Origin of the sequence: Brevundimonas sp. TWP2-3-4b1, assembly GCF_049897665.1 — a bacterium.
Classification (GTDB): Bacteria; Pseudomonadota; Alphaproteobacteria; order Caulobacterales; family Caulobacteraceae; genus Brevundimonas; species Brevundimonas subvibrioides_B.
Genome location: NZ_JAFCWQ010000005.1, coordinates 33,863 through 55,441 on the forward strand (window position 1 = coordinate 33,863; position 21,579 = coordinate 55,441).

Genomic DNA, 21,579 nt, shown 5'->3' on the forward strand with positions numbered 1-21,579 from the left:
CGAGGCGTCATGCGTTCCACCGGAGCCGATATCCTGGTCGTCGACGACGAGGCCGACATCCGCGATCTGGTCTCGGGCCTGCTGGAGGATGAGGGCCATTCCGTCCGCGTCGCTTCCAACTCCGAGGAGGCCCTGGCCGGCATCCGCGCCCGCAAGCCCAGCCTGATCGTCCTCGACATCTGGATGCAGGGCGGGGGCATGGACGGGCTGGAGCTGCTCGACCTGGTCAAGACGCTCGACGCCGATCTTCCGGTCGTCATGATCTCGGGCCACGGCAATATCGAGACGGCCGTAAGCGCCCTCAAGCGCGGCGCCTACGACTTCATCGAAAAGCCGTTCAAGTCCGACCGGCTCGTCGTCGTCATCGAGCGTGCCCTGGAGTCCGCCCAGCTCAAGCGCGAGAATCGTCGCCTGCGCACCGTGGCCATGACCCCGACGGGCCTGATCGGCCGCTCGGCCGCCGCCCAGGTCCTGCGCACCACCATCGTCAAGGTCGCCCCGGCCAACAGCCGCGTCCTGATCTCGGGCCCTCCCGGTTCGGGCAAGGAGCTGGTCGCCCGCCAGATCCACGAGGCCAGCTCCCGCGCGCGCGGCGAGTTCGTCGCCATCTCGGCCGCCGGCATGACGCCGGAGCGCCTGGATCTGGAACTGTTCGGGGAGGAGGGCCACGACGGCCGTCCGCGCAAGATCGGCGTCTTCGAACGCGCCCACAACGGCACCCTCTATCTCGACGACGTCGGCGACATGCCGCGCGAGAGCCAGAGCCGCATCCTGCGCGTCCTGGTCGAACAGCGCTTCCGCCGTGTCGGCGGCGAACAGGACGTCCAGGTCGATGTCCGCGTCGTCACCTCGACCTCCCGCGACCTGAAGGTCGAGATCACCGAGGGCCGGTTCCGCGAGGACCTGTTCCACCGCCTGAACGTCGTGCCGATCCGCGTTCCGGCTCTGTCCGAGCGCCGCGAGGACATCGGCGAACTGGTCGAATATTTCATTGAGACCCTCAGCGTGTCCCAGGGCCTGCCGCGCCGCAGACTGGGCGACGACGCCATCGCCGTGCTCCAGGTCCATCCCTGGCCCGGCAACGTCCGCCAGCTGAGGAACAACGTCGAGCGCCTGCTGATCCTGGCGACCGGCGACCTCAACGACCCGATCTCGGCCGACATGCTTCCGCAGGAGGTGGCCTCGACCGGCGCGGCAGGGATGGGCGCCGAACGCACCATCGCCCTGCCTCTGCGCGAGGCCCGCGAGGTGTTCGAGCGCGAATATCTGGCGGCGCAGATCATGCGTTTCGGCGGAAATATCTCGCGCACGGCCGCCTTCATCGGCATGGAGAGATCGGCCCTGCACAGGAAGCTGAAGTCGCTGGGCGTGTCGCCCTCGCGCGGCGGGGACGAGGACGAAGGGAATACCGACTGATGTCGCGCGTCGCCTATGTGAACGGGGTCTACCAGTGCCACGCGGAGGCGACGATCCATGTCGAGGATCGCGGCTTCCAGTTCGCCGACGGCGTCTATGAGGTCTGGTCGGTGTTCGACGGCAGGATGGCCGATTTCGAAGGCCACATGACCCGGCTTCACCGCAGTCTCAACGAGCTTCGCATCGACATCCCCATGTCGGTCGACTCCCTGACCCGCGTGCTGAAGGAAACCATCCGCAGGAACCGCGTCCGCGACGGCATCGTCTATCTGCAGGTGACGCGCGGCACGGCCCGCCGCGACCACCCTTTCCCCGCGCCCGGAACCCCGCCCAGCGTCGTCGTGACGTCGAAGTCGCTGAGCGCGCGCAAGTCCGACGCCCAGGCCGCCAAGGGCGTCGCCGTCGTGACCCACCCCGACATCCGCTGGGGCCGTTGCGACATCAAGACGGTCGGCCTGCTGCCCAATGTGCTGGCCAAACAGGCGGCCCGTGACAAGGGTGCCTACGAGGCCTGGATGGTCGACGAGATGGGTCTGGTTACCGAGGGCTCCTCGACCAACGCCTGGATCGTCGACAAATCCGGACGCTTACGCACCCGCGACACCCAGGCCAATATCCTGAAGGGCGTCACCCGCACCGCCATCATGGCGATGATCGAGGCGGAGGGGATCGAACTCGACGAACGCCCCTTCAGCGTCGACGAGGCCAAGGAGGCGAAGGAGGCCTTCTTCACCGCCGCCGGCGCCTTCGTCATGCCCGCCGTCTCGATCGACGGGGTGAAGATCGGCGACGGCAAGCCCGGCCCGATCGCGACCAAACTACGCGCCCGCTATCTGGAAGTGGCGAAGCGCGACGCGGTCTGACGGAGTGCGGACCGCCAGGTCCGCCCTTCGGCGTCGAAAAGAGCGGGCCTGAAGGTCCGCGCTCCAAGCCTGTTGCGACCCCCGAGCGCCAGCGTCTAAGGTGACGAACCGGGCGTTCGATCCGGAGCCGCGATCTCCCCGACGCGGTGAAAACCAAGAAAGAACAGGACCAACCTGCCATGTCGCAAGACAAGCGTCAGAACCTTCAGGACACCTTCCTCAACTCCGTCCGCAAGACCAAGACCCCGCTGACCATCTTCCTCGTCAACGGCGTCAAGCTGCAGGGCATCGTGACCTGGTTCGACAACTTCTGTGTGCTGCTCCGTCGCGACGGCCAGTCCCAGCTCGTCTACAAGCACGCCATCTCGACGATCATGCCGTCGGCGCCCGTGCAGCTCTACGAACCCGAGGCCGACGAGGACTGAGGCTCCCTCCGTGCACCCCGGCGAAGGCCGGGGTCCAGAGGGCGGATCCGGCTGATCCCGGGGGAGCCTTATCTTGATCCATGCCGCTTCGGAGTGTGATCCGGCCCCCGGCCTGCGCCGGGGTACACGGTGTGTTGGGGCGGCCGTAGCGGTTGAAATAACGGCGAAACGGCCCATCTAGCCACTGCCAGTCCCCCAACCGACAGAGACCCTTTGAACTCCAAACTCATCGACCACTCCGTGCCGCTCATCCGTGCGGTCGTCATCCACCCCGATCTCGGCGAGTGCGCCTCTCGCCCGGCCGGAGAGCGTCTGGAGGAAGCCGCCGGCCTCGCCCGCGCCCTGGACCTCGACGTCCGCGCCGAGGAGATCGTGCGTCTGCGCAGGACCACGCCCGCGACCCTGTTCGGGGCCGGCAAGGTCGAGGAACTGGCCGCCCTGATCCGCGCCGCCGAGGCCGAGGCCGCTGTCATCGACTTCGACCTGACCCCGGTCCAGCAGCGCAATCTGGAGAAGGAATGGGACTGCAAGGTCATCGACCGCACCGGGCTGATCCTGGAGATCTTCGGCCGTCGCGCCCGCACCAAGGAGGGCAGGCTGCAGGTCGAGTTGGCGCGGCTCGACTATGAGAAATCGCGCCTCGTCCGCACCTGGACCCACCTGGAGCGCCAGCGCGGCGGCACCGGCTCGACCGGCGGCCCCGGCGAGACCCAGATCGAGCTCGACCGCCGCCTGATCGCCGACCGCATCGTCAAGCTGAAGGGCGAGTTGGAGGAGGTCCGCCGCACGCGCGGCCTGCACCGCAAACAGCGCAAGAAGGCCCCGTTCCCGGCCGTCGCCCTGGTCGGCTACACCAACGCCGGCAAGTCGACGATCTTCAACCGGCTGACGGGCTCCGAGGTCCTCGCCAAGGACCTGCTGTTCGCCACCCTCGATACGACCCAGCGCACCATCCGCCTGCCCCAGGGCCGCCCGGCCATCATCGCCGACACCGTTGGCTTCATCTCCGACCTGCCGCACGAACTGGTTGAGAGCTTCCGCGCGACCCTGGAAGAGGTGGGCGAGGCCGACCTGATCCTGCACGTCCGCGACATCGCCTCGGCCGACAGCGCCGCCCAGGCGAAGGATGTCGAGGAGGTCCTGAAACAGATCGAACAGCCTGAAGGCAAACCGCGCCGCATCCTCGAGGTCTGGAACAAGACCGACCTCCTCGACCCCGAGGTCCGCGAAGAGATCGAGGGCCAGGCCGCCCGCTCGGGCAATGCCTCGGTCGCCGTCTCCGCCTGGACCGGGGAGGGGATTGAACGCCTGCGCCAGGCCATCACTGACCTGATCGACGACGACCCCGAGACGGAACTGGTGCTGCAGCCCTCACAGGGCGAGGCCCTGGCCTGGCTCTACGCACACGGCCGGGTCACGGCCCGCGACACGGACGCCGAGGGGCGGATGCGGCTGACGGTGCGGCTCGACCCCCAAACGATAGGGCGGTTCGAACGGCAATTTCAGGCGGGGTGAGGGCCGGTCCGATTTCCCTTTTGGAACCTAAGCGTTGCCGAACGATTCTGTTTCCTATGTCGCCCCCCCCCTCTGAAATCAGCCGACACCATGGATGGCTGTCCGATTTCCAATTCTCGAACGGCCGCGTCAGGGTTCGCAAGACGGACATCAACCTCGCGGTCGATGAGAAGCTCATCGCCGAAATCTGGGCCTGGCTCCCTTACCTGACCGTCCTCTGGCTGCGGGCCGTTTGGGCGACGCTCGCTCGGCTGGTCCGGGGCGACCGTCGAATGATCTGGTTCGCGCCGGATCGGCCAAGACCCTGGTATCTGGTGCGAGGAGCCGCGCTATGGGCCGGGATCGGTGTTGGCAGGCATCGGGCGGACGCCGACATCGAATTCTACTTCGATGATGTGACCGCCGGGGAGGCTCCATTCGGCGGCCAAGCGCTGAATGTGCGGTGCACCGACGTATCGAAGAGCTACGTCGCCGAAACCTTCGAAGCGGTTTTCGGCTATCCGCTCCGGGTTGACCCGACCACCTACCAGGGCCCCGTCGTCGAAAAGTCCGAGAAGAACGGCGTTCACGACGGCCGCATCATGGGGTCCGGCGATGCTCCGCGGTCCGACTGCGTTTATCAGCGACTGATCGACACCACGGACGCCGACGGAAGCGCCAACGACCTGAGGACCCTCTGCGTCGGCGGGGTCCCCGTCCTTGTCTGGTTGAAGGTCAAACCGGCCGGCGCCCGGTTCGCGATCCACAATCGCAAGGCCAGCCTGCGAGAGCCTGCCGAGATCTTCAGCCGGGAAGAGTGCGCGCTCATCGGCCAGTTCACCGCACGCATGGGTCTGGACTGGGGTGGACTGGATATCCTACGTGATCGGGTGGACGGTCGAATCTATATCGTCGACGTCAACAAGACGGACGTCGGTCCGGTCATCGCCTTGTCCTGGCGCGACAAGATGCGGTCGATGGATCGGCTTGGCCGGGCCCTGGAGGGGCTGGTCGCGTCGCGCGGGCGGGTCCGTCAATCGCGTTTCGCGGATCGGCCAGCCGAAGGGCCCGTTCATGCGAGCTGACTCTCTTTCCCTGGGCGACACCGAACTCGACGGCGCGGACAGACTTCGGGCCTTCGTCGCCGACATGGCCTTTCCGTGCGTCGGAGCGAAATCGGCGCTGGCGCGCGGCGGTCTCGTGATCCATCGGGCCCGCGACCTCACATCCGCCTGGGACGACCTTCAGATCTACGCGGCATTGATGGCGTTCGTTGCCCGATATCGGACCGACCCCGTGCCGTTTCAGAGCCTGGCCATCGTTTTTGAGGGCCCCGGGACGCTGGATGAAGCGGCTTTCGAAACCGCCCTGTGGCAGCGCGCGCAGTCGCTTTCGGACAAGGATTTCTGGTTGGGCCAGACGCCGGATCCACGCGCCAGCCTCGATCCGGAGGATCCGGAGTTCGCCCTGAGCTTCGGCGGAGAGGCCTTCTTTCTCGTGGGACTTCACCCGGCCGCCAGCCGTCCGGCCCGCCGCTTCGAGCGCCCGACGATCGTCTTCAACCCGCACGCCCAGTTCCGGAACCTGCGTGAGACGGATCGCTACGAGCCGATTCGGCGGACGATCTTGAAGCGGGACCTCGCCCTGGCAGGAACCCAGAACCCGATGCTGGCCCGGTTCGGCGAGGTCTCGGAAGCGCGTCAATACAGCGGTCGTGCGGTGGACGCGCACTGGCGTTGCCCGTTCCAGTCCAGGGCGATCCTACCCGATGAGACATGAAATCGCGGCACGCAGCGGGACAGCCTTCCGGCTCAACAAGGGCGACAGGCTGAAGGTGATCGATCCCCGAGGTGAGCAGGTGTCGGACCTGTTGGCCTTCAACGCCGCTGACACCAATGAGGTGATCTCATCGGGCCGCACGCTGGACTACGCCAGTCGGCTTTTCCTGACGACCGGCGACCCGCTCTATTCGAACCGAAGCCGGGTCATGCTGACCATCGTGGAAGACACGGTCGGTCGCCATGACTTCCTTCTGACGCCGTGTTCGAAAGACACCTTCCGGATCATCTATGGCGATACCGATCCCCATCGGGGCTGTTTCGGCAACCTCGCGGAAGCGCTCCAACCCTTCGGGATCCTGCCGGACCAGATCCCGACGGCGTTCAATGTCTTCATGAACGTGAGGGTGGATGGCGAGACGGGCGTCCTGACCGTCGCGCCGCCCCTGAGCAAGGCTGGAGACCACATTCTGCTGGAGGCGCAGATGGATCTGATCGTGGCGCTGACGGCGTGCTCCGCCCTTCAGTCGAACAACCACAGCTTCAAACCGATCGAGTTCGAGATTGAAACCGCTCGCGCCGGGCAGGTTTCATGAGCCTGAAATCAGTTGTCCTGATAGCAGCCGCCCTGGGTCTGTGCCTGGCTGGGGCATCTGCGCAGGCGCAGGACTCGGCGTTGGCGCCGACCTTCGGAAACACCATCGTATCCACCCACCCGGACGGACGTCAGGCCCGCCTTTGGCTGAGCGCCGACCACACGTTCCGGGCTCAGGGACGTGGCGGCAACAGGTCGAGCGGCGCGTGGCGCGTGCGGGGAAGCCGACTGTGCCTGACCCAGCGGCGCCCGATCTCCATCCCGTTTTCCTACTGCCACGCGTTCCCCCATGTGGCGGTGGGTCAGGCGTGGAATGATACGGCTTCGAACGGCGACCATGTCGTCAATCGAATCGTCCGCGGACAATAGGGAAACAGCGAAAGCCTCTGAGCGGCGCGATAGCCGCGACCGATTCTGACGTAGCCGCATGCCAGGCTCCCGGCATGACCTCCGACACTCAGCTCAACCCCGCCGACCTCGATGGTCTCGGGGGCGACTATTGGGACCATGCCCGGCGGGAATATCTCGCGGGCGTGACGGCGACGACCGTCTGCCAGCGCTATGGAATCTCGCTCAGTTCGTTTCGGATGCATGCTCGGGTCGGGGGCTGGCGGCGGATGGACCAGCCCGCGACCGAAGTCCCGCCGGAGGCCGGCGAATACCATCCAGACGATAATGTCAGCTTCGCCGACCTGGCCGGGCAGGCCTTCCTCAACATCCGCCGTGCCCTCGGCACGGGCCGCGCGGCTGAGGCCTCGACCTGGATGCGCGTCTACGACAAGCTCGCCGACCGCGCCCGCTCCCAGGTCATGGCCGACCTACCCGACATCGCGCCGCCCCGGCTGGAGTCCCGTCGCGAGCCGTTGAGGCTGGTCGCGGCGGAGGATGCGAATACCAATGATTTGAATGCAGTGCCCGACAATCCCAAGATCGAACCTCAGAAAATGGACTCCTTGCACCCTGTTTTTTCGGAGTCCAAGGCGTCATCTGCTTCCCTTCTCCCGGCGGGAGAAGGTGGCCGCGTAGCGGACGGATGAGGGGTTGGCCTGACCGTCGGCGAAGCCGCCCCGGGGACGCCTGACACAGCAACCCCTCACCCTTTCGCCTTCCCGATCGCTGCGCTCCCGGAGGCTCAAGCCCTCTCCCAACGGGAGAGGGACTAGCTTCTTTCCGTCGCCTTGGCCGCGTCCCACAGGCCGTCCATCTCGGCCAGGTCCGACTGCTCCGGCGTGCGCCCGTCCTTCGCCAGCTCCGCCTCGATGAAGCCGAACCAGCGCACGAACTTGGCATTGGTCCCGCGCAGGGCGTCCTCCGGCTCGACGCCCAGTTTGCGGGCCAGGTTGGCGACGACGAACAGCAGGTCGCCCATCTCCTCGCGAGCCTTGTCGAGGTCCCCGGCGGCGATCTCGGCCTTCAGCTCGGCGACCTCCTCGTGCAGCTTGTCGAAGACCTCATCCGTGCTGGGCCAGTCGAAGCCGACCCGCGCCGCCCGCTTCGTCAGCTTGGCCGCGCGGTGCAGGGCGGGCAGGCCGACGGGCACGTCGTCGAGCACCCCGTGCTGGGCCTTGCCCGCGCGCTCCGCCGCCTTGATGTCCTCCCAGCGCAGCTTCTGGGCCGGGCCCGAGATCTGAGGGTCCTCCTCGCCGAACACATGGGGATGGCGCCGGACCAGCTTGTCACACATGGCCTCGGCCACGTCGTCGTAGTCGAACAGCCCCTGTTCCTCGGCCATCCGGGCATGGAAGACGACCTGGAACAGCAGGTCGCCGAGCTCGGTCTTGAGCTCCCCCATGTCGCCGCGATCAATGGCGTCGGCGACCTCATAGGCCTCCTCGATCGTATAGGGGGCGATGGTCGCGAAGGTCTGTTCGACGTCCCACGGACAGCCGCCGTTCGGGTCCCGCAGCCGCACCATGATCGCCTTCAGCCGGTCCGTCGGGCTCATGCGGTGGTCCCGTCGCGGGCCTCGAGTTCACGCCGGATCGCATTGTGACGCGCCGGCGTCAGCGGATAGTTCCTCAGCAGCAGGGCCGCGCTGGCCAGCAGCAGGCCTGGCAGGGCAATGAACAGGATCTGGAGCACCAGCAGCGAGCTCCCGCTGTTGCCTCCCGCAGGCGGCACCGCCTGGAAGCCGACCCACTGCAGGATCAGATAGGGGATCAGGGCCACGACATGCCCGACCTTGGTCGTCGCCGACAGGATGGAGAACATCAGCCCGGTCCGGTCCACCCCGGTCTCCAGCCGCACCTCGTCGCCCACGTCCGCCATCATGGCCCTGAGCAGGAACAGGCCCGCCGCATAGGGAAGCCCGGCGATGAACATCGCGACGGCCGTCAGGGCGAAGCTGCCGCCGGGCACAAGGGTCGCCCCGACATAGAAGACGGCGAACACCAGGCTGGCCACGGCCAGCGCCCTGTCCTTGCCGATCCGCGTCGCCAGCCAGGCCCAGAAGGGAGCGCCGATCAGGCCGGCGACGAAATACAGCAGCATGAACAGCGACGCCTCGGTGTGGCCGTAGCCCTTGATCTGGCCGAAGAAGAAGAACAGCAGCGACCCCGTGATCCCCGGCGCGACACCCAGAACCACGTCGGCCAGCAACAGCTTGCGCACCGCCGGCCGCTTGAACAGGTCCAGATAGGCGCGCGGCCCCCCGTGCGGCGCGGCGCCGGCGTTGACCGGCTCCGGCACCACGAACAGGGCCAGGGCGATGGTGACAGGCAAGGCGATCAGAATGGCCCAGCCCATGATCCGCACCCCGTCGGCATAGTCCCCGAGGCCCGTCTGGATCACCACCGTCGGCAGGATCAAGATCAGGATGACCCCGATGATGTTGAACACCTGCCACCAGCCGTAGACCCGGCTGCGCTGGTCGTACTCGGGCGCCAGCACCGAGGCCCAGCCGAGCTGCCCCAGGGTCCCGATCGAGAAGCCGAGGTAGAGGACCAGAAGCCAGGCGAACAGATAGACCGGCCCCGCGCCCGGCTGGACCACCACGAACATCATGAAGGCCGCCAGCATCAGGATCGGGGTCGAGGCGACCATCCACGGGCGATAGCGGCCGAACCGGGTCCTGGTCCGGTCCATGGCCCAGCCGATGAAGGGGTCGAAGGTGATGTCGATCAGGCGGACCGCCATGAACACCGCCGCCACGACGCCCAGTTCCAGCCCCACATGGGTGGCGTAGAACTCCGGCAAGGTGACCGGCAGGGCCACGCCGAACGCCGCCAGCGGCAGGCAGACCGACGAGAAGGCCGCAAGGACGCCGTTGCTGCGCCTCGGCGTCGTGGGGGCGATGGCGTCGGACATGCAGGGTTCCAGCGGCGTCGCCTTGAGTCGGCGGACGGTCTCACCATGCCAGTTTTGATCGCGCCGGGAGAGGGGCCTTGCTTGCGCCGCAACGGTGAGGCTTCCTCTCTCCATGCGCGTGGGGATGGCGGGACTGATCGTGGCGGCGGCCCTGGCCTGGGGCCTGCCCGACGCCGCCTCGGCCCAGGGGCGATGCGAGACCCAGCGCGGCCAGTGGGCCGATCAGGCCGTCGCCAACGCCATCTCTCTTTATTTGCTGGAGTGGACGCCGTTCGGGGCGACCGAATGGGGATGGGGGACCTATCTCCCCCTGCTCCAGAAGGAGATCGGCACCGACTGCGAGCCGGGCACGTCCGACTTCGCCTCATCCCTCGCGGCCTTCCAGACCCGCTATGGCCTTGCCGCCATCGGCGTCTTCGATCAGGCGACTTTCGTCGTGCTGAAGGGGGTGCTGCAGGAACGGCGGCCGTTCGTGATGGCGCGGGTGGGCGACGAATGCCCCGACCCGCCGCCGCTGCGCGAGCTCGGCTATCTCGAGGCGCCGGAGGAGCATGCCGACCGGCTGACCCGGCTCTTGAGGCGCGACGTGCTGGCCTCCTACCGCCGCATGGTCGCCGCTGCTCGCGCCGAGGTTCCCGAGGTCCGCAATGATCCGGAGCTGCTGCAGATCTTCTCCGGTTTCCGCGATCCCGAGGTCGACGCGGCCCGTTGCGCAACGGAACGCAACTGTGACGGGCTCAGGCGGGCGGTGTGTTCGCCGCACAGGACCGGCACGGCGGTCGATCTCTATGTCGGCCAGTTGCTCGGCATGGGCGTCGACTCGACCAATCCGGCGAGCCGCCAGCATATGACCCAGGGGGCGACCTATCGCTGGCTGGTCCGGAACGCTGGCCGGTTCGGCTTCGTGCCCTATCTCTACGAGCCCTGGCATTGGGAGTGGGTCGGCGCCTCGGCGAGCTACGGTACGCCGTGATCCGGGGGCTGACCGAGGCGGAGCGGAGACTGGCCCGAGGCGAGGTCGGGGACGCGCTCGACTTCGACAGCATCCGGCTCCTGCCGACGCCGTGGCCGTTCGATCGGGCGTTCGTCCTGGGGCGCTGGTTCCGGCGGGACTGGATCTTGTGGCCGGGCCGGAGCCTGCCAGGAGATTTCGCCGTCGCGCCCGTCGCGCTCCAGGCCGTGCTGATCCACGAACTGGTCCATGTCTGGCAGGCCCAGGCGGGGATGAACCTGCTGGCCGCGAAGATCAGGGCAGGGGACGGCCCCTCGGCCTATGGCTACCCCGAGGCGCCCTGCGGCTGGGACGCGCTGAACATCGAACAGCAGGCCATGGCGGTGGAGCATCGGTTCCGGGCCGGGCGCGGCCAGCGGGTTCCCGACGAAGCGTCGCTCTACGCTGGGCTATGTCCGATCGGCAGGGCGGGGGCTTGAACGGCGAGCGGGGATCGCCACATCTGCTACTGCAGTTGTTTCAATAGGCAGGAAGCCCGTCGCCATGCGCCAGCCCGCCGTCTTCTTTGGCCACGGTTCGCCGATGAACGCCTTGGGCGGTCCCTATGCGGACGTCTGGCGCGCGGTCGGCGAGACCATCGGCAAGCCGAAGGGCGTGGTCATGGCCTCAGCCCACTGGGAGACGCGCGGGCTCGGCGTGACGGCGCAGGAGCGGCCTGAAACCATACACGATTTCGGTAACTTCGGCCCGGAACTGCATGCGATGCAGTATCCCGCGCCGGGGTCGCCGGAGCTGGCGCGGCGGGTCGCTGAGCTGGTGGGAGCCCAGCCCGTCAAGACATGGGGGCTGGATCACGGAACCTGGTCGGTGCTGACCCACGTCTGGCCCGAGGCCGATGTGCCGGTCGTGCAGTTATCGCTCAATCGCGACCTGACGGCCCGCCAGCACTATGAGCTGGCGAAGGGACTGAAGCCCCTGCGCGACGAGGGCTATGTCATCGCCGGCAGCGGCGACTTCGTCCACAATCTGCGGAACTGGAAGCGGGACGGCGGCGACGCCTGGCCGTGGGCGACCCGCTTCAACGCGGCGGTGAAGTCGGCCTTCGTGCGCGGCGACCATGACGCGCTGATCGACTGGCTAGATCTGGCCGAGGACGCGCAACTGAGCGTGCCGACCGATGAACACTATCTGCCGCTGCTCTACGTCGCCGCCCAGGCCGAGCCGGGCGAACCGGTCGCCTTCTTCAACGACGTGATCGAGGGCGGCTCGATCTCGATGACGGGCGTGCGGATCGGCTGATCCTCATCCGTGCACCCCGGCGAAGGCCGGGGTCCAGATCACGGGTTCAGTCGGCCGGGACCTGAGCGCCGGCCTCATGCGCGAGCCTCCGCGTTTGCCATCTGGACCCCGGCCTTCGCCGGGGTGCACGGGGAGAGGGGTGGATTGTCCGGACGAAAAAACACCCTGACAAGACGGACAAACCGACCAGTCGCCGCTGCAAATTCAATCGCTCGTCGCGTCTCGATGAGTCCGGCGGACTCGATTATGCGAAGCCCAAACAAATCTCTGCTCTGGTTGTCAAAGACCCGATCGACACATGGTCGTCGGCAATCGGCCTCGCAAGACCGAGGCGGAAAATATTCTTAGGCCGAGGTCTGGCCGATCAGGCCGCCTCGGCCAGATCGACCAGCGACTGGATCGCGACATAGTCCGTCTTGCCGGTTCCGAGCACGGGTAACTCGCGCACCCTGACGATCTTCTTGGGTACGGCCAGTTCCGGCGCGCCGTGTTTGCGCGCCCATTCGGCGATCTTGCCCACGTCGGCGTCGCTGCGCTCGGTGACCAAGACCAGCTTTTCGCCCTTGCGGCTGTCGGCGATCGCTATGACGGCATGGCGTTGCTCGGGCCAGACGGACTGGACCAGACCCTCCACCGCGCTCAGGGAGACCATCTCGCCGCCGATCTTGGCGAACCGCTTCACCCGGCCGAGGATGGCGATATAGCCCTCCTCGTCGATGTCGACGATGTCGCCGGTGTCGTGCCAGCCGCCCGCCAGCGGGTCGATCTTCGTCGGATCCTCGGGCGACATGTAGCCGGCCATGACGTTGGGGCCGCGCAGGAACAGGCGCCGGCCCTCGGTGATCCCTTCCACCGCCTCCAGTCGCGCCTCCATGCCGGGCAACAGCTGGCCGACAGTGCCGGGCCGGTTGCGATCGGGGTGGTTCACGGCGACCACGGGCGCGGCCTCGGTCGCGCCGTAGCCTTCGAGCAGTTTCACGCCGCCGAATTTGGTGTTGAACAGGTGGTGGGTCTCGTCGCGGACCCGTTCGGCGCCGGCGACCACGAACTGCAGGGTGCGGAAGTCGTCGGGCGAGGCCACGCGCGCCCACTGGTTCAGGAAGGTGTCCGTCGCGAACAGGATCGACGCGTTGACCTCGGCCAGCAGGGCCACGATCTGCTTGCCGTGTAGCGGGGAGGGGTACTGGAAGGTCTTCAGACCGTTCAGGATGGGCAGGATGACGCCCCCGGTCAGGCCGAAGCAGTGGAAGGTCGGCAGGGGATTGAACATCACCCAGTTCGGATCGAGCGGTATGTGGGCATTCACCTGACGCGCGTTGGCGACGAGGTTCTTCTGGCTCAGCAGCACACCCTTGGGGGCGCCGAAACTGCCCGAGGTGAACAGGACCACGCCCGGATCATCGGGCTGGACGGTGACGCGGAAGCGTTTGGGCATCAGGCCGGCCATCAGGCCGAACAGCTTGTCCTGCAGGCCGATGCTCTCGCGCACATCGTCGAGCCAGACGATCTCGGCGATCGCGCCCAGCTGCGCAATCAGGTCCTCAAGTTTGGCCTGTTCGACGAAGCGACGGGCGCAGAGGATTTTCCTGACCCCTGCCGCATCGATGGCCGCCTTCAGATTCCGCTGGCCGGAGGTGAAGTTCAGCATCACCGGCACCCGCCCGAAGGCGTGCAGGCCGAAGAAGGTCACAACCACCCCCATCGACGACGGCAGCAGGATGCCGACCCGCTCGGCTGGCTGGGTCATGGCCGCGATCTTGCGCCCGAGAACGAAGGCCGCCCGGATCAGGCCGGTGTAGGTGAGGGGCTTGCGGTCCTGGTCCTCCAGTATCTCCTTGTCGCCATAGCGGGCGCGGGCGGCGATCAGGGCGTCGAACAGGGATTCGTCGCCTGCCGATGGGTCGAGGCCGGGCCTAAACAATACGCGTCTCCTCCGGAGGGCATTGTCGCCGCCCCCTCACTGTCAGGCGCGCAAACTAGTTAAGCGCCGCCACGATGAAAAGATGCGTTACGCGGCGTGAGGCTTTGGGCGCGCCAGCTGTCGGCCTTAATGTTTGACGGGCGCCGATCCCACGCTCGGGCCAACTTCCGCTTTCGACCCATGGCGGACGTTCATTCCGCGAGCGGATCTCAGACCTCTCCTCCGGTTTACCCTCGGGGATTCAACCAGCGAGAGATCCGCGGCTGAAACGCAGCAGATCCTTTCCACTACGGCAGCTTCGCCGTAACAGTGCTCTCGTGGGGTATCGGGGGCGGTATGCGCGGCGACAACTGGCGGAAGGAGAAGACTTCACCCGGCCTCCGGCGGTGGAAAGCGTTAGTGCTGGCCCTGGCGACCATCGTGGGGGCCCACGGCACGATCTTCGCGCTCGGCGCGCTGCCCATCAACACCGGTCTCAGCTACGCCTATCTAGCGGGCAACGTCGATCTTGCCGACTACACTGCCCCTTCTGGATACGTGCACGTGGTCGAGGCCGCGCCCGGGCACCTTCTCCATACATCAGGTGTTCGGGTCGGCGACGCAATCCGCTTCGACCGTCCACGCGATCTTCACCGCTCTGCTTTCCGGAGTGAAGAGTCCGTGGGCCTGTCGATCCTGCGAGATGGGCGATCCACACACGCCTTCATCCGGATGCCGCCGGCGGAGACGTCGCCGAGGTCCTCTGCATCGCTCGCGAGCGCCGTGCTCGCGATATTTATGGTGTTGGCTGGCGGTCTGATCGCTACCCGGGCGCGGCAGGCATCCGCCGTGCTCCTCGGTGCCACCATGGTGGCGATGGGGATGCCGGGATCGTTTCCCTACGAATGGGAGAACCTTGTGGCCCCCTGATTTCCGATTAGCCAGTTCTGGTCGCTGCTCATGATCTTGGCGCCGACGGGCATTCTCGCTTTCGCCTTGATGCAACGCGCCGTCGTTACAGGACGCCCGGTGACGACCGCTTGGCGGGTTGTGTTTGCAGTCTATCTTGCGACGCACGCCGCAGCTTGGCTCGCGGACATCTACAGGGAGTATGCCTTCCGGGAAGTCCCGGTGTTCGGTCACTTGGCTTTCCTAAGCCTTCTGCACTGGAGCGGCCCCATCGTCGCTTGCGGCCTGCTCGTCCAAGCGGCTCGAGAAACGATCGCCCAGGACCGCACCCGCCTCGGGTTCCTCGCGGCAGCGCTCGGCCTCTATTTTGTCGGGGACAGCTTCATCGGCTTCATCATCAATATGGGTGGCAATGACTTCTCCTTCGGCAACCCCCTCGCAACCCTGCGGCTAGTGATTTCTGCGACCGGCGTAGGCGTCTTTCTTTATGCGATGCTTCGCCATCGCGTCGTGGACCTCGGCTTCGCTGTGAACCGCACCCTGATCTACGGTGTCCTGTCGACCACTCTGCTGCTCGCCTTCTTTTTCCTGGAGTGGGGTGCCGAGCAGATCGTGCCGGCAGGGATGCGCGAGGCTAATATCCTGACGAGCGCCGGCATCGCCTTCGGCCTCTTCGTCGTGTTCCACAAACTGCGCGACTGGGTCGAGAAGGGCGTGGAGACGCTCTTTTTTCGCTCGTGGCGCGACAATGACGCCCGGCTCAGCCGCTTCCTCAAGGACGCCGCCTACGTGACGCGCGCCGACGCGCTTAGTAGGGCAGCGCTCGCGGAGTTCACGCGATACACCGGCGGGGCCCGGGCCGGGTTCTATGGTGTGGTTGCCGACGGGTCCGCCGTTCTCCGATTGGGCCACGGCCTGCCCCCACATGTCGAGGCCGACCATTCGCTGATGGTGCGCCTAAGGGCCGATCGCGAGGCGCTGCACGATGACTTGCCGGAGACGCTCGACGCCGTTTTGGCCCTGCCCATGACCCTGCGAACCGAAGTTCGCGGCTTCGTCCTCATTGGCGCCAAACCGTCCGGCGAGGATTACCGACCTGATGAGCGCGAAGCCTTGGCGGGCGCCGCGCAGCGCATTGGTATGGATATCCACGCGCTTGAGATCGATCGTCTCGAGGCCGAGATCAAACGCCTTGCCTCTCCCCGTCTCAGCCGGGCTCGATCCAAGCCGATGGCCGCTTTCTGAACACCGGGCCGCGGGCGCTCCACCTTCCTCCCGAGCGACCGCTCTCCACCCGTAGGTGATGTCTGGCCCGTCCGCTTTCCGGTGGGGGGCTAGGGGCCGAAATCGACCCGTGGAGGACGTTCGAGTAGTCGAGCGCTCGAATTCCATCGACCGCTTGCTTCCGTGCTGCCAGCCCACCGCTAAGCCTCGCGCTCCGGCAGGGTAATCAGCCGCCTGGGGTTCATGGGATATGTGGGCGCAAGCTTAGGCTCGGGCGGTAGACAGTCGAAAATGGTTAATATAACCGTGATCAGGCGGGCCGCCGACCTCTCGTCAGGGTTCACCTGCCAGGGGAAAAGTGTAGTCTCGCAGGGACGTAAGAGGGCAGCTGACTGAATGGACCCGATCACTTCAATCGTGGCCGCCATGCTGATCTCCGGCGCCGCAGCGCCGGCTGACGGCCATGGCTGTGCCGAAGCACCACATTACGGCGACGTGCCCTGCTCGTGCACGCGCGTCGTCGACTTCTACGGCCCGTGGACCGGTGGCGGCGCAGGCTGGCCGGGACCGGGGGGCTGGGGCCCGCCGATCAACAATCCGGGGCCCGCCATTCACGTCTCGTCGCCCGGCGTTCGCGTGATCGGCCGCCCGATCAACGTCGCCGGCCCCACCATCTATATCGACGGCCCGCCGGTCCATGTGGATGCTCCGCCGATCCGCATCGCCCCGGCCCAGATCTACGTTCAACGTCCAGAGGTCCATGTCCGTCCGTCGGAAATCATGGTCGAGCCGCCTGAAGTGCATTTCTCGGACTGCACCGAAGGTCCGGCCTGCACGCCTGTCGACGGCGACAGTGGTGTGCGGATGCCGGCCCACGAGACAGCTCCGCCGCCGGTGGGCGAAGCCGTTGTGCTTTCGTCAAGGGTGTCGCCACCCCCTCCGCCGCCCGTTCCGGTCTATCCCCCCAAACAGGATCGTAACTGACTGTGACGGCCGAGGCCCGCGTACGGACAACCGCGCCGACGGGCAGGCCCCCCGCCAGGAACGGTATGCTCCGGCGAGGGATAGGCGCCGCTGGACTGGCTCTTGGGCTCATCTTCGCCGTCTCCTCCACGGCGGCTGCACGACAGCACCCTGCACCGGTCCAGGTGGACGCCGTCGAACGGGGGGCCTCGCCCGCCGTTCAACAGTTGAAGTCATGGGTTCTTGAGACCGGCGACAATCAGGGCTTGCCCTTTGTCCTCGTCGACAAGGTCAACGCCCAGGTCTTCGCCTTCAGCCGCGACGGGTTGCTGCTGGGGGCCGCACCGGTCCTTCTGGGTCTGGCGCGAGGAGACATCGCACCGCCCGGGATCGGCGATCGTCCCCTGTCCGCCATTGCGCCGGAAGAACGCATTACGCCGTCGGGGCGGTTTGTTGCCTCGACCGGCGAGAACCTGACAGGGAAAAGCATACTCTGGATAGACTATGCTGGCGCGCTCTCTCTGCATCCCGTCGTAACGGCCCGGCCGGCCGATCGTCGTCTGCAGCGGCTGACCACGCCGACCTCCGAGGACAACCGGATCTCCTACGGGTGCGTGAACGTCCCGGCTGCCTTCTACGAGGACATCATCGTACCGGCCTTCAGAGACACAGCGGGGATCGTCTACATACTGCCCGAGTACATCTCGATCGCGGAGGTCTTCCCCGGGGTCTGACGGGTTTTTCGGACGATGGCGCGACCGGGAAGCCTGGCTGCAGTTCGTTATCTCGGAGGGTGCATTTACGACTACCGTCAGGTGTCAAACAGGACTTCGACGCGAGCGGCTGCAAGGTCGCGCCTGACCAACGGCAGCGTCCACTTTCCACCCTTAGCGGCCGTTGAGCGAGTATGTTCAAGGGCGGGTCCATCCGGGTCAGTGAGGCGCGCTCGCACACCGTCACAGGCCGTGACTTGCCTTCCGCTGACGGAACGACGACATACCCTGTTCAAGTTCCTGGAGCCCGGCCCGCCTCGATGGTCACCCTCATCGACACCCTGACGCGCAAGCCGTCAGACCTGCGTCACCCGGAAAAGCAGAACCGGCCAGAAACGGCTGTGCTGCGCAAGCCTGACTGGCTCAGGGTCAAGGCACCGGGATCGGGTCAGTACAATGCGACCCGGGAGATTGTGCGCTCCAAGGGGCTGGTCACCGTCTGCGAGGAGGCGGCCTGTCCCAACATCGGCGAATGCTGGAGCCAGAAGCACGCCACCCTGATGATCATGGGCGACACCTGCACGCGGGCCTGCGCCTTCTGCAACGTCAAGACGGGCCTGCCCCGGCCGCTGGACCCGGAAGAGCCGGCCAAGGTCGGGCTGGCCGTGTCGCAGCTGGGTCTGAACCATGTGGTGATCACCTCGGTGGACCGGGACGATGTCTCCGACGGCGGGGCGGCCCACTTCGCCGAGGTGGTGCGCCAGATCCGCCTGCAGGCGCCCAACACGACGATCGAGATCCTGACGCCCGACTTCCTGCGCAAGGACGGGGCGGCCGAGGTGGTGATCGATTCGACGCCCGACGTGTTCAACCACAACCTCGAGACCGTGCCGCGGCTGTATCTGAAGATCCGGCCCGGGGCGCGCTACTTCCACTCCCTGCGCCTGCTGCAGATGGTCAAGGAGCGCGATCCCAACCAGTTCACCAAGTCCGGCATCATGGTCGGCCTGGGCGAGACCAAGGAGGAGGTCATGCAGGTGATGGACGACATGCGCTCCGCCGGCGTCGACTTCATCACCATCGGCCAGTACCTGCAGCCGACGCGCAAACACGCCGCCATCGACCGGTTCGTCACGCCCGAAGAGTTCAAGGCCTATGAGGCGATCGCCCGGGCCAAGGGCTTCCTGATGGTGTCGTCGTCGCCGCTGACGCGCTCGTCGCACCACGCCGGCGACGACTTCGCCCGGCTGAAGGCGGCGCGTCTGGCGCAAACGGGACGCTGACGACCTTTTGGCCGTCCACCGCGTCACCCGAGTCCTGCCCTATACGCCCGCCCAGCTCGCCGATCTGGTGGCGGACGTGGAGGCCTATCCGCGCTTCGTGAAATGGGTCAGCGCCATGCGGGTGTGGAACCGGCGTGAGGAAAGCCCCGGCGTGTCCCTGCTGGACGCAGAGGCGGCCGTCGGATTCTCGTTCCTGAAGGAGCGGTTCGCGACCTGGGTGCGGCACGACAAGAATGCGCCGTCGGTCGAAGTGGGACTGCTGCGCGGGCCGTTCCGGCACCTCAAAAATCGCTGGAACTTCCAAGCGATTCCAGAGGGAACACGGCTGGAGTTCATGATCGACTTCGCCTTCAAGTCGCCGCTGCTCAACGCCGCACTCCAGGCCAATTTCGATCGCGCGGTGTCTTCCTTGATCGGCAGTTTCGAGGAAGAGGCGGCGCGGCGCTACGGAAAACCCGAATGACGGATTTCGACTTCGACGCGGTCGTGGTGGGGGCAGGGGCCGTCGGCCTGGCCTGCGGGCGGACGTTGTCGAAGCGGGGGCTGAGCGTGCTCGTGCTCGAGAAGGAGCCGCACATCGGCCAGGGCGTGTCCTCGCGGAACTCCGAGGTCATCCATGGCGGGCTCTACTATCCGACCGGGTCGCTGAAGGCGAAGTTCTGTGTCGAGGGTCGACGCGCGCTCTACGCCTATCTGGAGACGCGCAAGATCGACCACCGCAAATGCGGCAAGCTGGTGGTGGCGACTCAAGGAGACGAGGTCGGGCTGATCGAGACGATCTTCGTCCAGGCGACAACCAATGGCGTCGAGGGTCTTGAGCACTTGTCAGGTGAACAGGCCCGGGCGATGGAGCCCGAGCTGAACGCCCACGCCGCCATCCTGTCGCCCGAGAGCGGCGTGTTCGCCAGCCACGACTATATGCTGTCGCTGGAGGGGGAGATCGCGGACGGCGGCGGATCGGTCGTGGTCTCGACGCCGTTCGAGCGCGCCGCGCCCCTGCCGGGCGGCGGGTTCACGATAACGGCCGGCGGGAAAGGCGGCGCGACCCTGACCTGTCGCCTGCTGGTCACCGCGCCCGGGTTGTCGTCGCAGGAGGTCGCGGGGCGGATCGAAGGCTTCCCGGCCGACCACATCCCCAAGGGGCATTTGGGCAAGGGCGTCTATTTCCGGCTGACGGGCAGGGCGCCGTTCGAGCGGCTGATCTATCCGCCGCCGATCGCGGGGGCGCTGGGCACCCACTACCGCAAGGACCTGGGCGGGCAGGCGGTGTTCGGGCCGGACCTCGAATACGTCGAGACCGAGGACTATTCCGTCGATCCGGCTCGGGCCGAGGGGTTCGCGACCTATATCCGCCGCTTCTGGCCGGGGCTGCCGGACGGCGCCCTGACGCCCGACTATGCCGGCATCCGGCCGAAACTGCATGGGGCCGGCGAGCACCAGCCGGACTTCCAGCTGCGCGGGCGCGACGATCACGGCATCGACGGTCTGGTCGCCCTGTTCGGCATCGAGAGCCCGGGCCTGACCAGCGCGCTGGCCATCGGCGAAGCAGTCGCGGATATGTTGAGCCATGACTGAGACGATCGTCAGAGACGCTGCCCCCGGCGACATCCCCGCGCTGCACGCCCTGGTGGAGAGCGCCTATCGCGGCGAGAGCTCGCGCGCGGGCTGGACCACTGAGGCCGATCTCCTGACCGGACAGCGCACCGATCCGGACGAGCTCGCAGAGATTGTCGCCGATCCGGAACAGGCGATGCTGACGGCTTGGGACGGCGAGGATCTGCTGGCCTGCATCCGCATCCAGCGGCAACCGGACGGAGCCGGGTATTTCGGCATGCTGTCGGTCAGCCCGACGCGGCAGGCTTCGGGTCTGGGCCGGCGGATGGTCGCGGCGGCGGAAGACGCGATGGCGCAGCGATTCGGGGCGCGGCTGATTCGGATTTCCGTCTTTCCCCAGCGCGACACTCTGATCGCCTGGTACGCGCGGCTGGGTTACGCCGACACCGGCCGAACCCTCGCCTTCGACTACGGCAACCTGCGGCTGGGCACGGCGCTGCGCGACGACCTGTATTTCGTCGTCATGGAGAAGGCGCTGGCCTGATCAGATCGGGTTCGGCTGGCCGAAGCCGAGGCTGAAGATGATGATCAGGGCGACAACCCAGGCGAACGGCGAGAACAGCAGGATCCACGATAGCCGCTCGTACCTTAGCCAATAGGCGATCCAGCCGAGGACCGGCCCCAAAATGATGGCCAGCGGGAAGGTCATCATCGTGAAGATGAAGACATAGATCATCGTGTTCACGCCCGCGTCGGTGGCCATTACGGACATCATCCCCATCACGCCGACCGGGATGATCGCGAGCACGGCGACGATCGAACCGATGATCAGCCACAGCCGCAGCGTCTTGTTGCGGGGCGGGCGAGGGGCGTCGGGCTCGGTCATGGCGGCATTTGACGCGGTC

The 21,579-nt window shown here is 66.6% G+C and carries 23 protein-coding genes; 19 read left to right on the top strand and 4 right to left on the bottom strand.

Features of this window, described 5'->3' with window-relative positions:
* The first annotated feature begins 9 nt into the window (after positions 1-9).
* From ACP7A5_RS05550 to ACP7A5_RS05585, 8 genes are all read left to right on the top strand, one after another.
* Complete coding sequence (locus tag ACP7A5_RS05550; protein WP_426040974.1) at positions 10-1,416, top strand: sigma-54-dependent transcriptional regulator; 1,407 nt, start codon at positions 10-12, stop codon at positions 1,414-1,416.
* Positions 1,416-2,279 carry a D-amino-acid transaminase gene (locus tag ACP7A5_RS05555; RefSeq protein ID WP_426040975.1) on the top strand — a complete coding sequence of 288 codons (864 nt, stop codon included), beginning with the start codon at positions 1,416-1,418 and terminating at the stop codon, positions 2,277-2,279. The genes ACP7A5_RS05550 and ACP7A5_RS05555 overlap by 1 nt, the downstream gene beginning before the upstream one ends.
* Before the next feature lie 179 nt (positions 2,280-2,458).
* On the top strand, positions 2,459-2,704 hold the full coding sequence (gene hfq, locus ACP7A5_RS05560) for an RNA chaperone Hfq (protein ID WP_013269198.1): 246 nt from the start codon (positions 2,459-2,461) through the stop codon (positions 2,702-2,704).
* A 213-nt stretch (positions 2,705-2,917) separates the two neighbouring features.
* On the top strand, positions 2,918-4,219 hold the full coding sequence (hflX, locus tag ACP7A5_RS05565; protein WP_426040976.1) for a GTPase HflX: 1,302 nt from the start codon (positions 2,918-2,920) through the stop codon (positions 4,217-4,219).
* Between the two features lie 56 nt (positions 4,220-4,275).
* Complete coding sequence (locus ACP7A5_RS05570) at positions 4,276-5,283, top strand: hypothetical protein (RefSeq protein ID WP_426040977.1); 1,008 nt, start codon at positions 4,276-4,278, stop codon at positions 5,281-5,283.
* Positions 5,273-5,977 (top strand): guanitoxin biosynthesis heme-dependent pre-guanitoxin N-hydroxylase GntA, encoded by a 705-nt coding sequence (gene gntA, locus ACP7A5_RS05575; protein ID WP_426040978.1) that lies wholly within the window; start codon positions 5,273-5,275, stop codon positions 5,975-5,977. The genes ACP7A5_RS05570 and gntA overlap by 11 nt, the downstream gene beginning before the upstream one ends.
* Entirely contained in the window at positions 5,967-6,572 is a 606-nt protein-coding gene (locus ACP7A5_RS05580; protein WP_426040979.1) for a DUF1989 domain-containing protein, read from the top strand. Before gntA ends, ACP7A5_RS05580 begins: the two co-directional genes overlap by 11 nt.
* Before the next feature lie 442 nt (positions 6,573-7,014).
* Positions 7,015-7,608: a hypothetical protein gene (locus ACP7A5_RS05585; protein ID WP_426040980.1), complete on the top strand. Its 594-nt coding sequence runs from the start codon at positions 7,015-7,017 to the stop codon at positions 7,606-7,608.
* A gap of 122 nt (positions 7,609-7,730) precedes the next feature.
* Here the strand turns inward: ACP7A5_RS05585 and mazG are convergent, their stop codons facing one another.
* Positions 7,731-8,516: a nucleoside triphosphate pyrophosphohydrolase gene (gene mazG, locus ACP7A5_RS05590; protein WP_426040981.1), complete on the bottom strand. Its 786-nt coding sequence runs from the start codon at positions 8,514-8,516 to the stop codon at positions 7,731-7,733.
* On the bottom strand, positions 8,513-9,877 hold the full coding sequence (locus tag ACP7A5_RS05595; protein WP_426040982.1) for an MFS transporter: 1,365 nt from the start codon (positions 9,875-9,877) through the stop codon (positions 8,513-8,515). The genes mazG and ACP7A5_RS05595 overlap by 4 nt, the downstream gene beginning before the upstream one ends.
* A gap of 124 nt (positions 9,878-10,001) precedes the next feature.
* Here ACP7A5_RS05595 and ACP7A5_RS05600 point away from each other — a divergent pair, with 124 nt between their 5' ends.
* The 3 genes from ACP7A5_RS05600 (at position 10,002) to ygiD (ending at position 12,128) form a co-directional block, all read left to right on the top strand.
* Entirely contained in the window at positions 10,002-10,850 is an 849-nt protein-coding gene (locus ACP7A5_RS05600) for a D-alanyl-D-alanine carboxypeptidase family protein (protein WP_426040983.1), read from the top strand.
* A complete protein-coding gene (locus ACP7A5_RS05605) occupies positions 10,847-11,308 on the top strand; it encodes a hypothetical protein (protein ID WP_426040984.1) in 462 nt (153 codons plus the stop codon). The genes ACP7A5_RS05600 and ACP7A5_RS05605 overlap by 4 nt, the downstream gene beginning before the upstream one ends.
* Positions 11,309-11,372: 64 nt before the next feature.
* Positions 11,373-12,128: a 4,5-DOPA dioxygenase extradiol gene (gene ygiD, locus ACP7A5_RS05610; protein ID WP_426040985.1), complete on the top strand. Its 756-nt coding sequence runs from the start codon at positions 11,373-11,375 to the stop codon at positions 12,126-12,128.
* Between the two features lie 364 nt (positions 12,129-12,492).
* Here the strand turns inward: ygiD and ACP7A5_RS05615 are convergent, their stop codons facing one another.
* A complete protein-coding gene (locus tag ACP7A5_RS05615) occupies positions 12,493-14,049 on the bottom strand; it encodes an AMP-binding protein (RefSeq protein ID WP_426040986.1) in 1,557 nt (518 codons plus the stop codon).
* A gap of 336 nt (positions 14,050-14,385) precedes the next feature.
* Between ACP7A5_RS05615 and ACP7A5_RS05620 the strand changes: the two genes are divergently transcribed.
* The 8 genes from ACP7A5_RS05620 to ACP7A5_RS05655 all read left to right on the top strand — a co-directional run bounded on the left by ACP7A5_RS05620 (position 14,386) and on the right by ACP7A5_RS05655 (position 21,218).
* Positions 14,386-14,958: a hypothetical protein gene (locus ACP7A5_RS05620; RefSeq protein WP_426040987.1), complete on the top strand. Its 573-nt coding sequence runs from the start codon at positions 14,386-14,388 to the stop codon at positions 14,956-14,958.
* A gap of 30 nt (positions 14,959-14,988) precedes the next feature.
* Positions 14,989-16,182, top strand: a complete 1,194-nt coding sequence (locus ACP7A5_RS05625; RefSeq protein WP_426040988.1) for a hypothetical protein — start codon at positions 14,989-14,991, stop codon at positions 16,180-16,182.
* A 375-nt stretch (positions 16,183-16,557) separates the two neighbouring features.
* Entirely contained in the window at positions 16,558-17,145 is a 588-nt protein-coding gene (locus ACP7A5_RS05630) for a hypothetical protein (protein ID WP_426040989.1), read from the top strand.
* Positions 17,146-17,390: 245 nt separating this feature from the next.
* Entirely contained in the window at positions 17,391-17,858 is a 468-nt protein-coding gene (locus tag ACP7A5_RS05635; protein ID WP_426040990.1) for a hypothetical protein, read from the top strand.
* 299 nt (positions 17,859-18,157) lie between these two features.
* Positions 18,158-19,120: a lipoyl synthase gene (gene lipA, locus ACP7A5_RS05640; RefSeq protein ID WP_426040991.1), complete on the top strand. Its 963-nt coding sequence runs from the start codon at positions 18,158-18,160 to the stop codon at positions 19,118-19,120.
* Between the two features lie 7 nt (positions 19,121-19,127).
* Positions 19,128-19,583 (top strand): type II toxin-antitoxin system RatA family toxin, encoded by a 456-nt coding sequence (locus ACP7A5_RS05645; RefSeq protein ID WP_426040992.1) that lies wholly within the window; start codon positions 19,128-19,130, stop codon positions 19,581-19,583.
* Positions 19,580-20,695, top strand: a complete 1,116-nt coding sequence (locus ACP7A5_RS05650) for an NAD(P)/FAD-dependent oxidoreductase (protein ID WP_426040993.1) — start codon at positions 19,580-19,582, stop codon at positions 20,693-20,695. Before ACP7A5_RS05645 ends, ACP7A5_RS05650 begins: the two co-directional genes overlap by 4 nt.
* Complete coding sequence (locus ACP7A5_RS05655; RefSeq protein WP_426040994.1) at positions 20,688-21,218, top strand: GNAT family N-acetyltransferase; 531 nt, start codon at positions 20,688-20,690, stop codon at positions 21,216-21,218. The genes ACP7A5_RS05650 and ACP7A5_RS05655 overlap by 8 nt, the downstream gene beginning before the upstream one ends.
* Here ACP7A5_RS05655 and ACP7A5_RS05660 read toward each other — a convergent pair whose 3' ends face one another.
* Positions 21,219-21,560, bottom strand: a complete 342-nt coding sequence (locus ACP7A5_RS05660; protein ID WP_426040995.1) for a hypothetical protein — start codon at positions 21,558-21,560, stop codon at positions 21,219-21,221.
* Between the last annotated feature and the right edge of the window lie 19 nt (positions 21,561-21,579).

Excerpts from the sequence above, each read along its gene's own strand:
- ACP7A5_RS05550 (WP_426040974.1), top strand. The coding sequence starts at position 10 with ATGCGTTCCACCGGAGCCGATATCCTGGTCGTCGACGACGAGGCCGAC.
- ACP7A5_RS05555 (WP_426040975.1), top strand. The coding sequence starts at position 1,416 with ATGTCGCGCGTCGCCTATGTGAACGGGGTCTACCAGTGCCACGCGGAG.
- hfq (WP_013269198.1), top strand. The coding sequence starts at position 2,459 with ATGTCGCAAGACAAGCGTCAGAACCTTCAGGACACCTTCCTCAACTCC.
- ACP7A5_RS05570 (WP_426040977.1), top strand. The coding sequence starts at position 4,276 with ATGTCGCCCCCCCCCTCTGAAATCAGCCGACACCATGGATGGCTGTCC.
- gntA (WP_426040978.1), top strand. The coding sequence starts at position 5,273 with ATGCGAGCTGACTCTCTTTCCCTGGGCGACACCGAACTCGACGGCGCG.
- ACP7A5_RS05580 (WP_426040979.1), top strand. The coding sequence starts at position 5,967 with ATGAGACATGAAATCGCGGCACGCAGCGGGACAGCCTTCCGGCTCAAC.
- ACP7A5_RS05585 (WP_426040980.1), top strand. The coding sequence starts at position 7,015 with ATGACCTCCGACACTCAGCTCAACCCCGCCGACCTCGATGGTCTCGGG.
- mazG (WP_426040981.1), bottom strand. The coding sequence starts at position 8,516 with ATGAGCCCGACGGACCGGCTGAAGGCGATCATGGTGCGGCTGCGGGAC.
- ACP7A5_RS05595 (WP_426040982.1), bottom strand. The coding sequence starts at position 9,877 with ATGTCCGACGCCATCGCCCCCACGACGCCGAGGCGCAGCAACGGCGTC.
- ACP7A5_RS05600 (WP_426040983.1), top strand. The coding sequence starts at position 10,002 with ATGGCGGGACTGATCGTGGCGGCGGCCCTGGCCTGGGGCCTGCCCGAC.
- ygiD (WP_426040985.1), top strand. The coding sequence starts at position 11,373 with ATGCGCCAGCCCGCCGTCTTCTTTGGCCACGGTTCGCCGATGAACGCC.
- ACP7A5_RS05620 (WP_426040987.1), top strand. The coding sequence starts at position 14,386 with ATGCGCGGCGACAACTGGCGGAAGGAGAAGACTTCACCCGGCCTCCGG.
- ACP7A5_RS05625 (WP_426040988.1), top strand. The coding sequence starts at position 14,989 with ATGATCTTGGCGCCGACGGGCATTCTCGCTTTCGCCTTGATGCAACGC.
- ACP7A5_RS05630 (WP_426040989.1), top strand. The coding sequence starts at position 16,558 with ATGGACCCGATCACTTCAATCGTGGCCGCCATGCTGATCTCCGGCGCC.
- lipA (WP_426040991.1), top strand. The coding sequence starts at position 18,158 with ATGGTCACCCTCATCGACACCCTGACGCGCAAGCCGTCAGACCTGCGT.
- ACP7A5_RS05650 (WP_426040993.1), top strand. The coding sequence starts at position 19,580 with ATGACGGATTTCGACTTCGACGCGGTCGTGGTGGGGGCAGGGGCCGTC.
- ACP7A5_RS05655 (WP_426040994.1), top strand. The coding sequence starts at position 20,688 with ATGACTGAGACGATCGTCAGAGACGCTGCCCCCGGCGACATCCCCGCG.
- ACP7A5_RS05660 (WP_426040995.1), bottom strand. The coding sequence starts at position 21,560 with ATGACCGAGCCCGACGCCCCTCGCCCGCCCCGCAACAAGACGCTGCGG.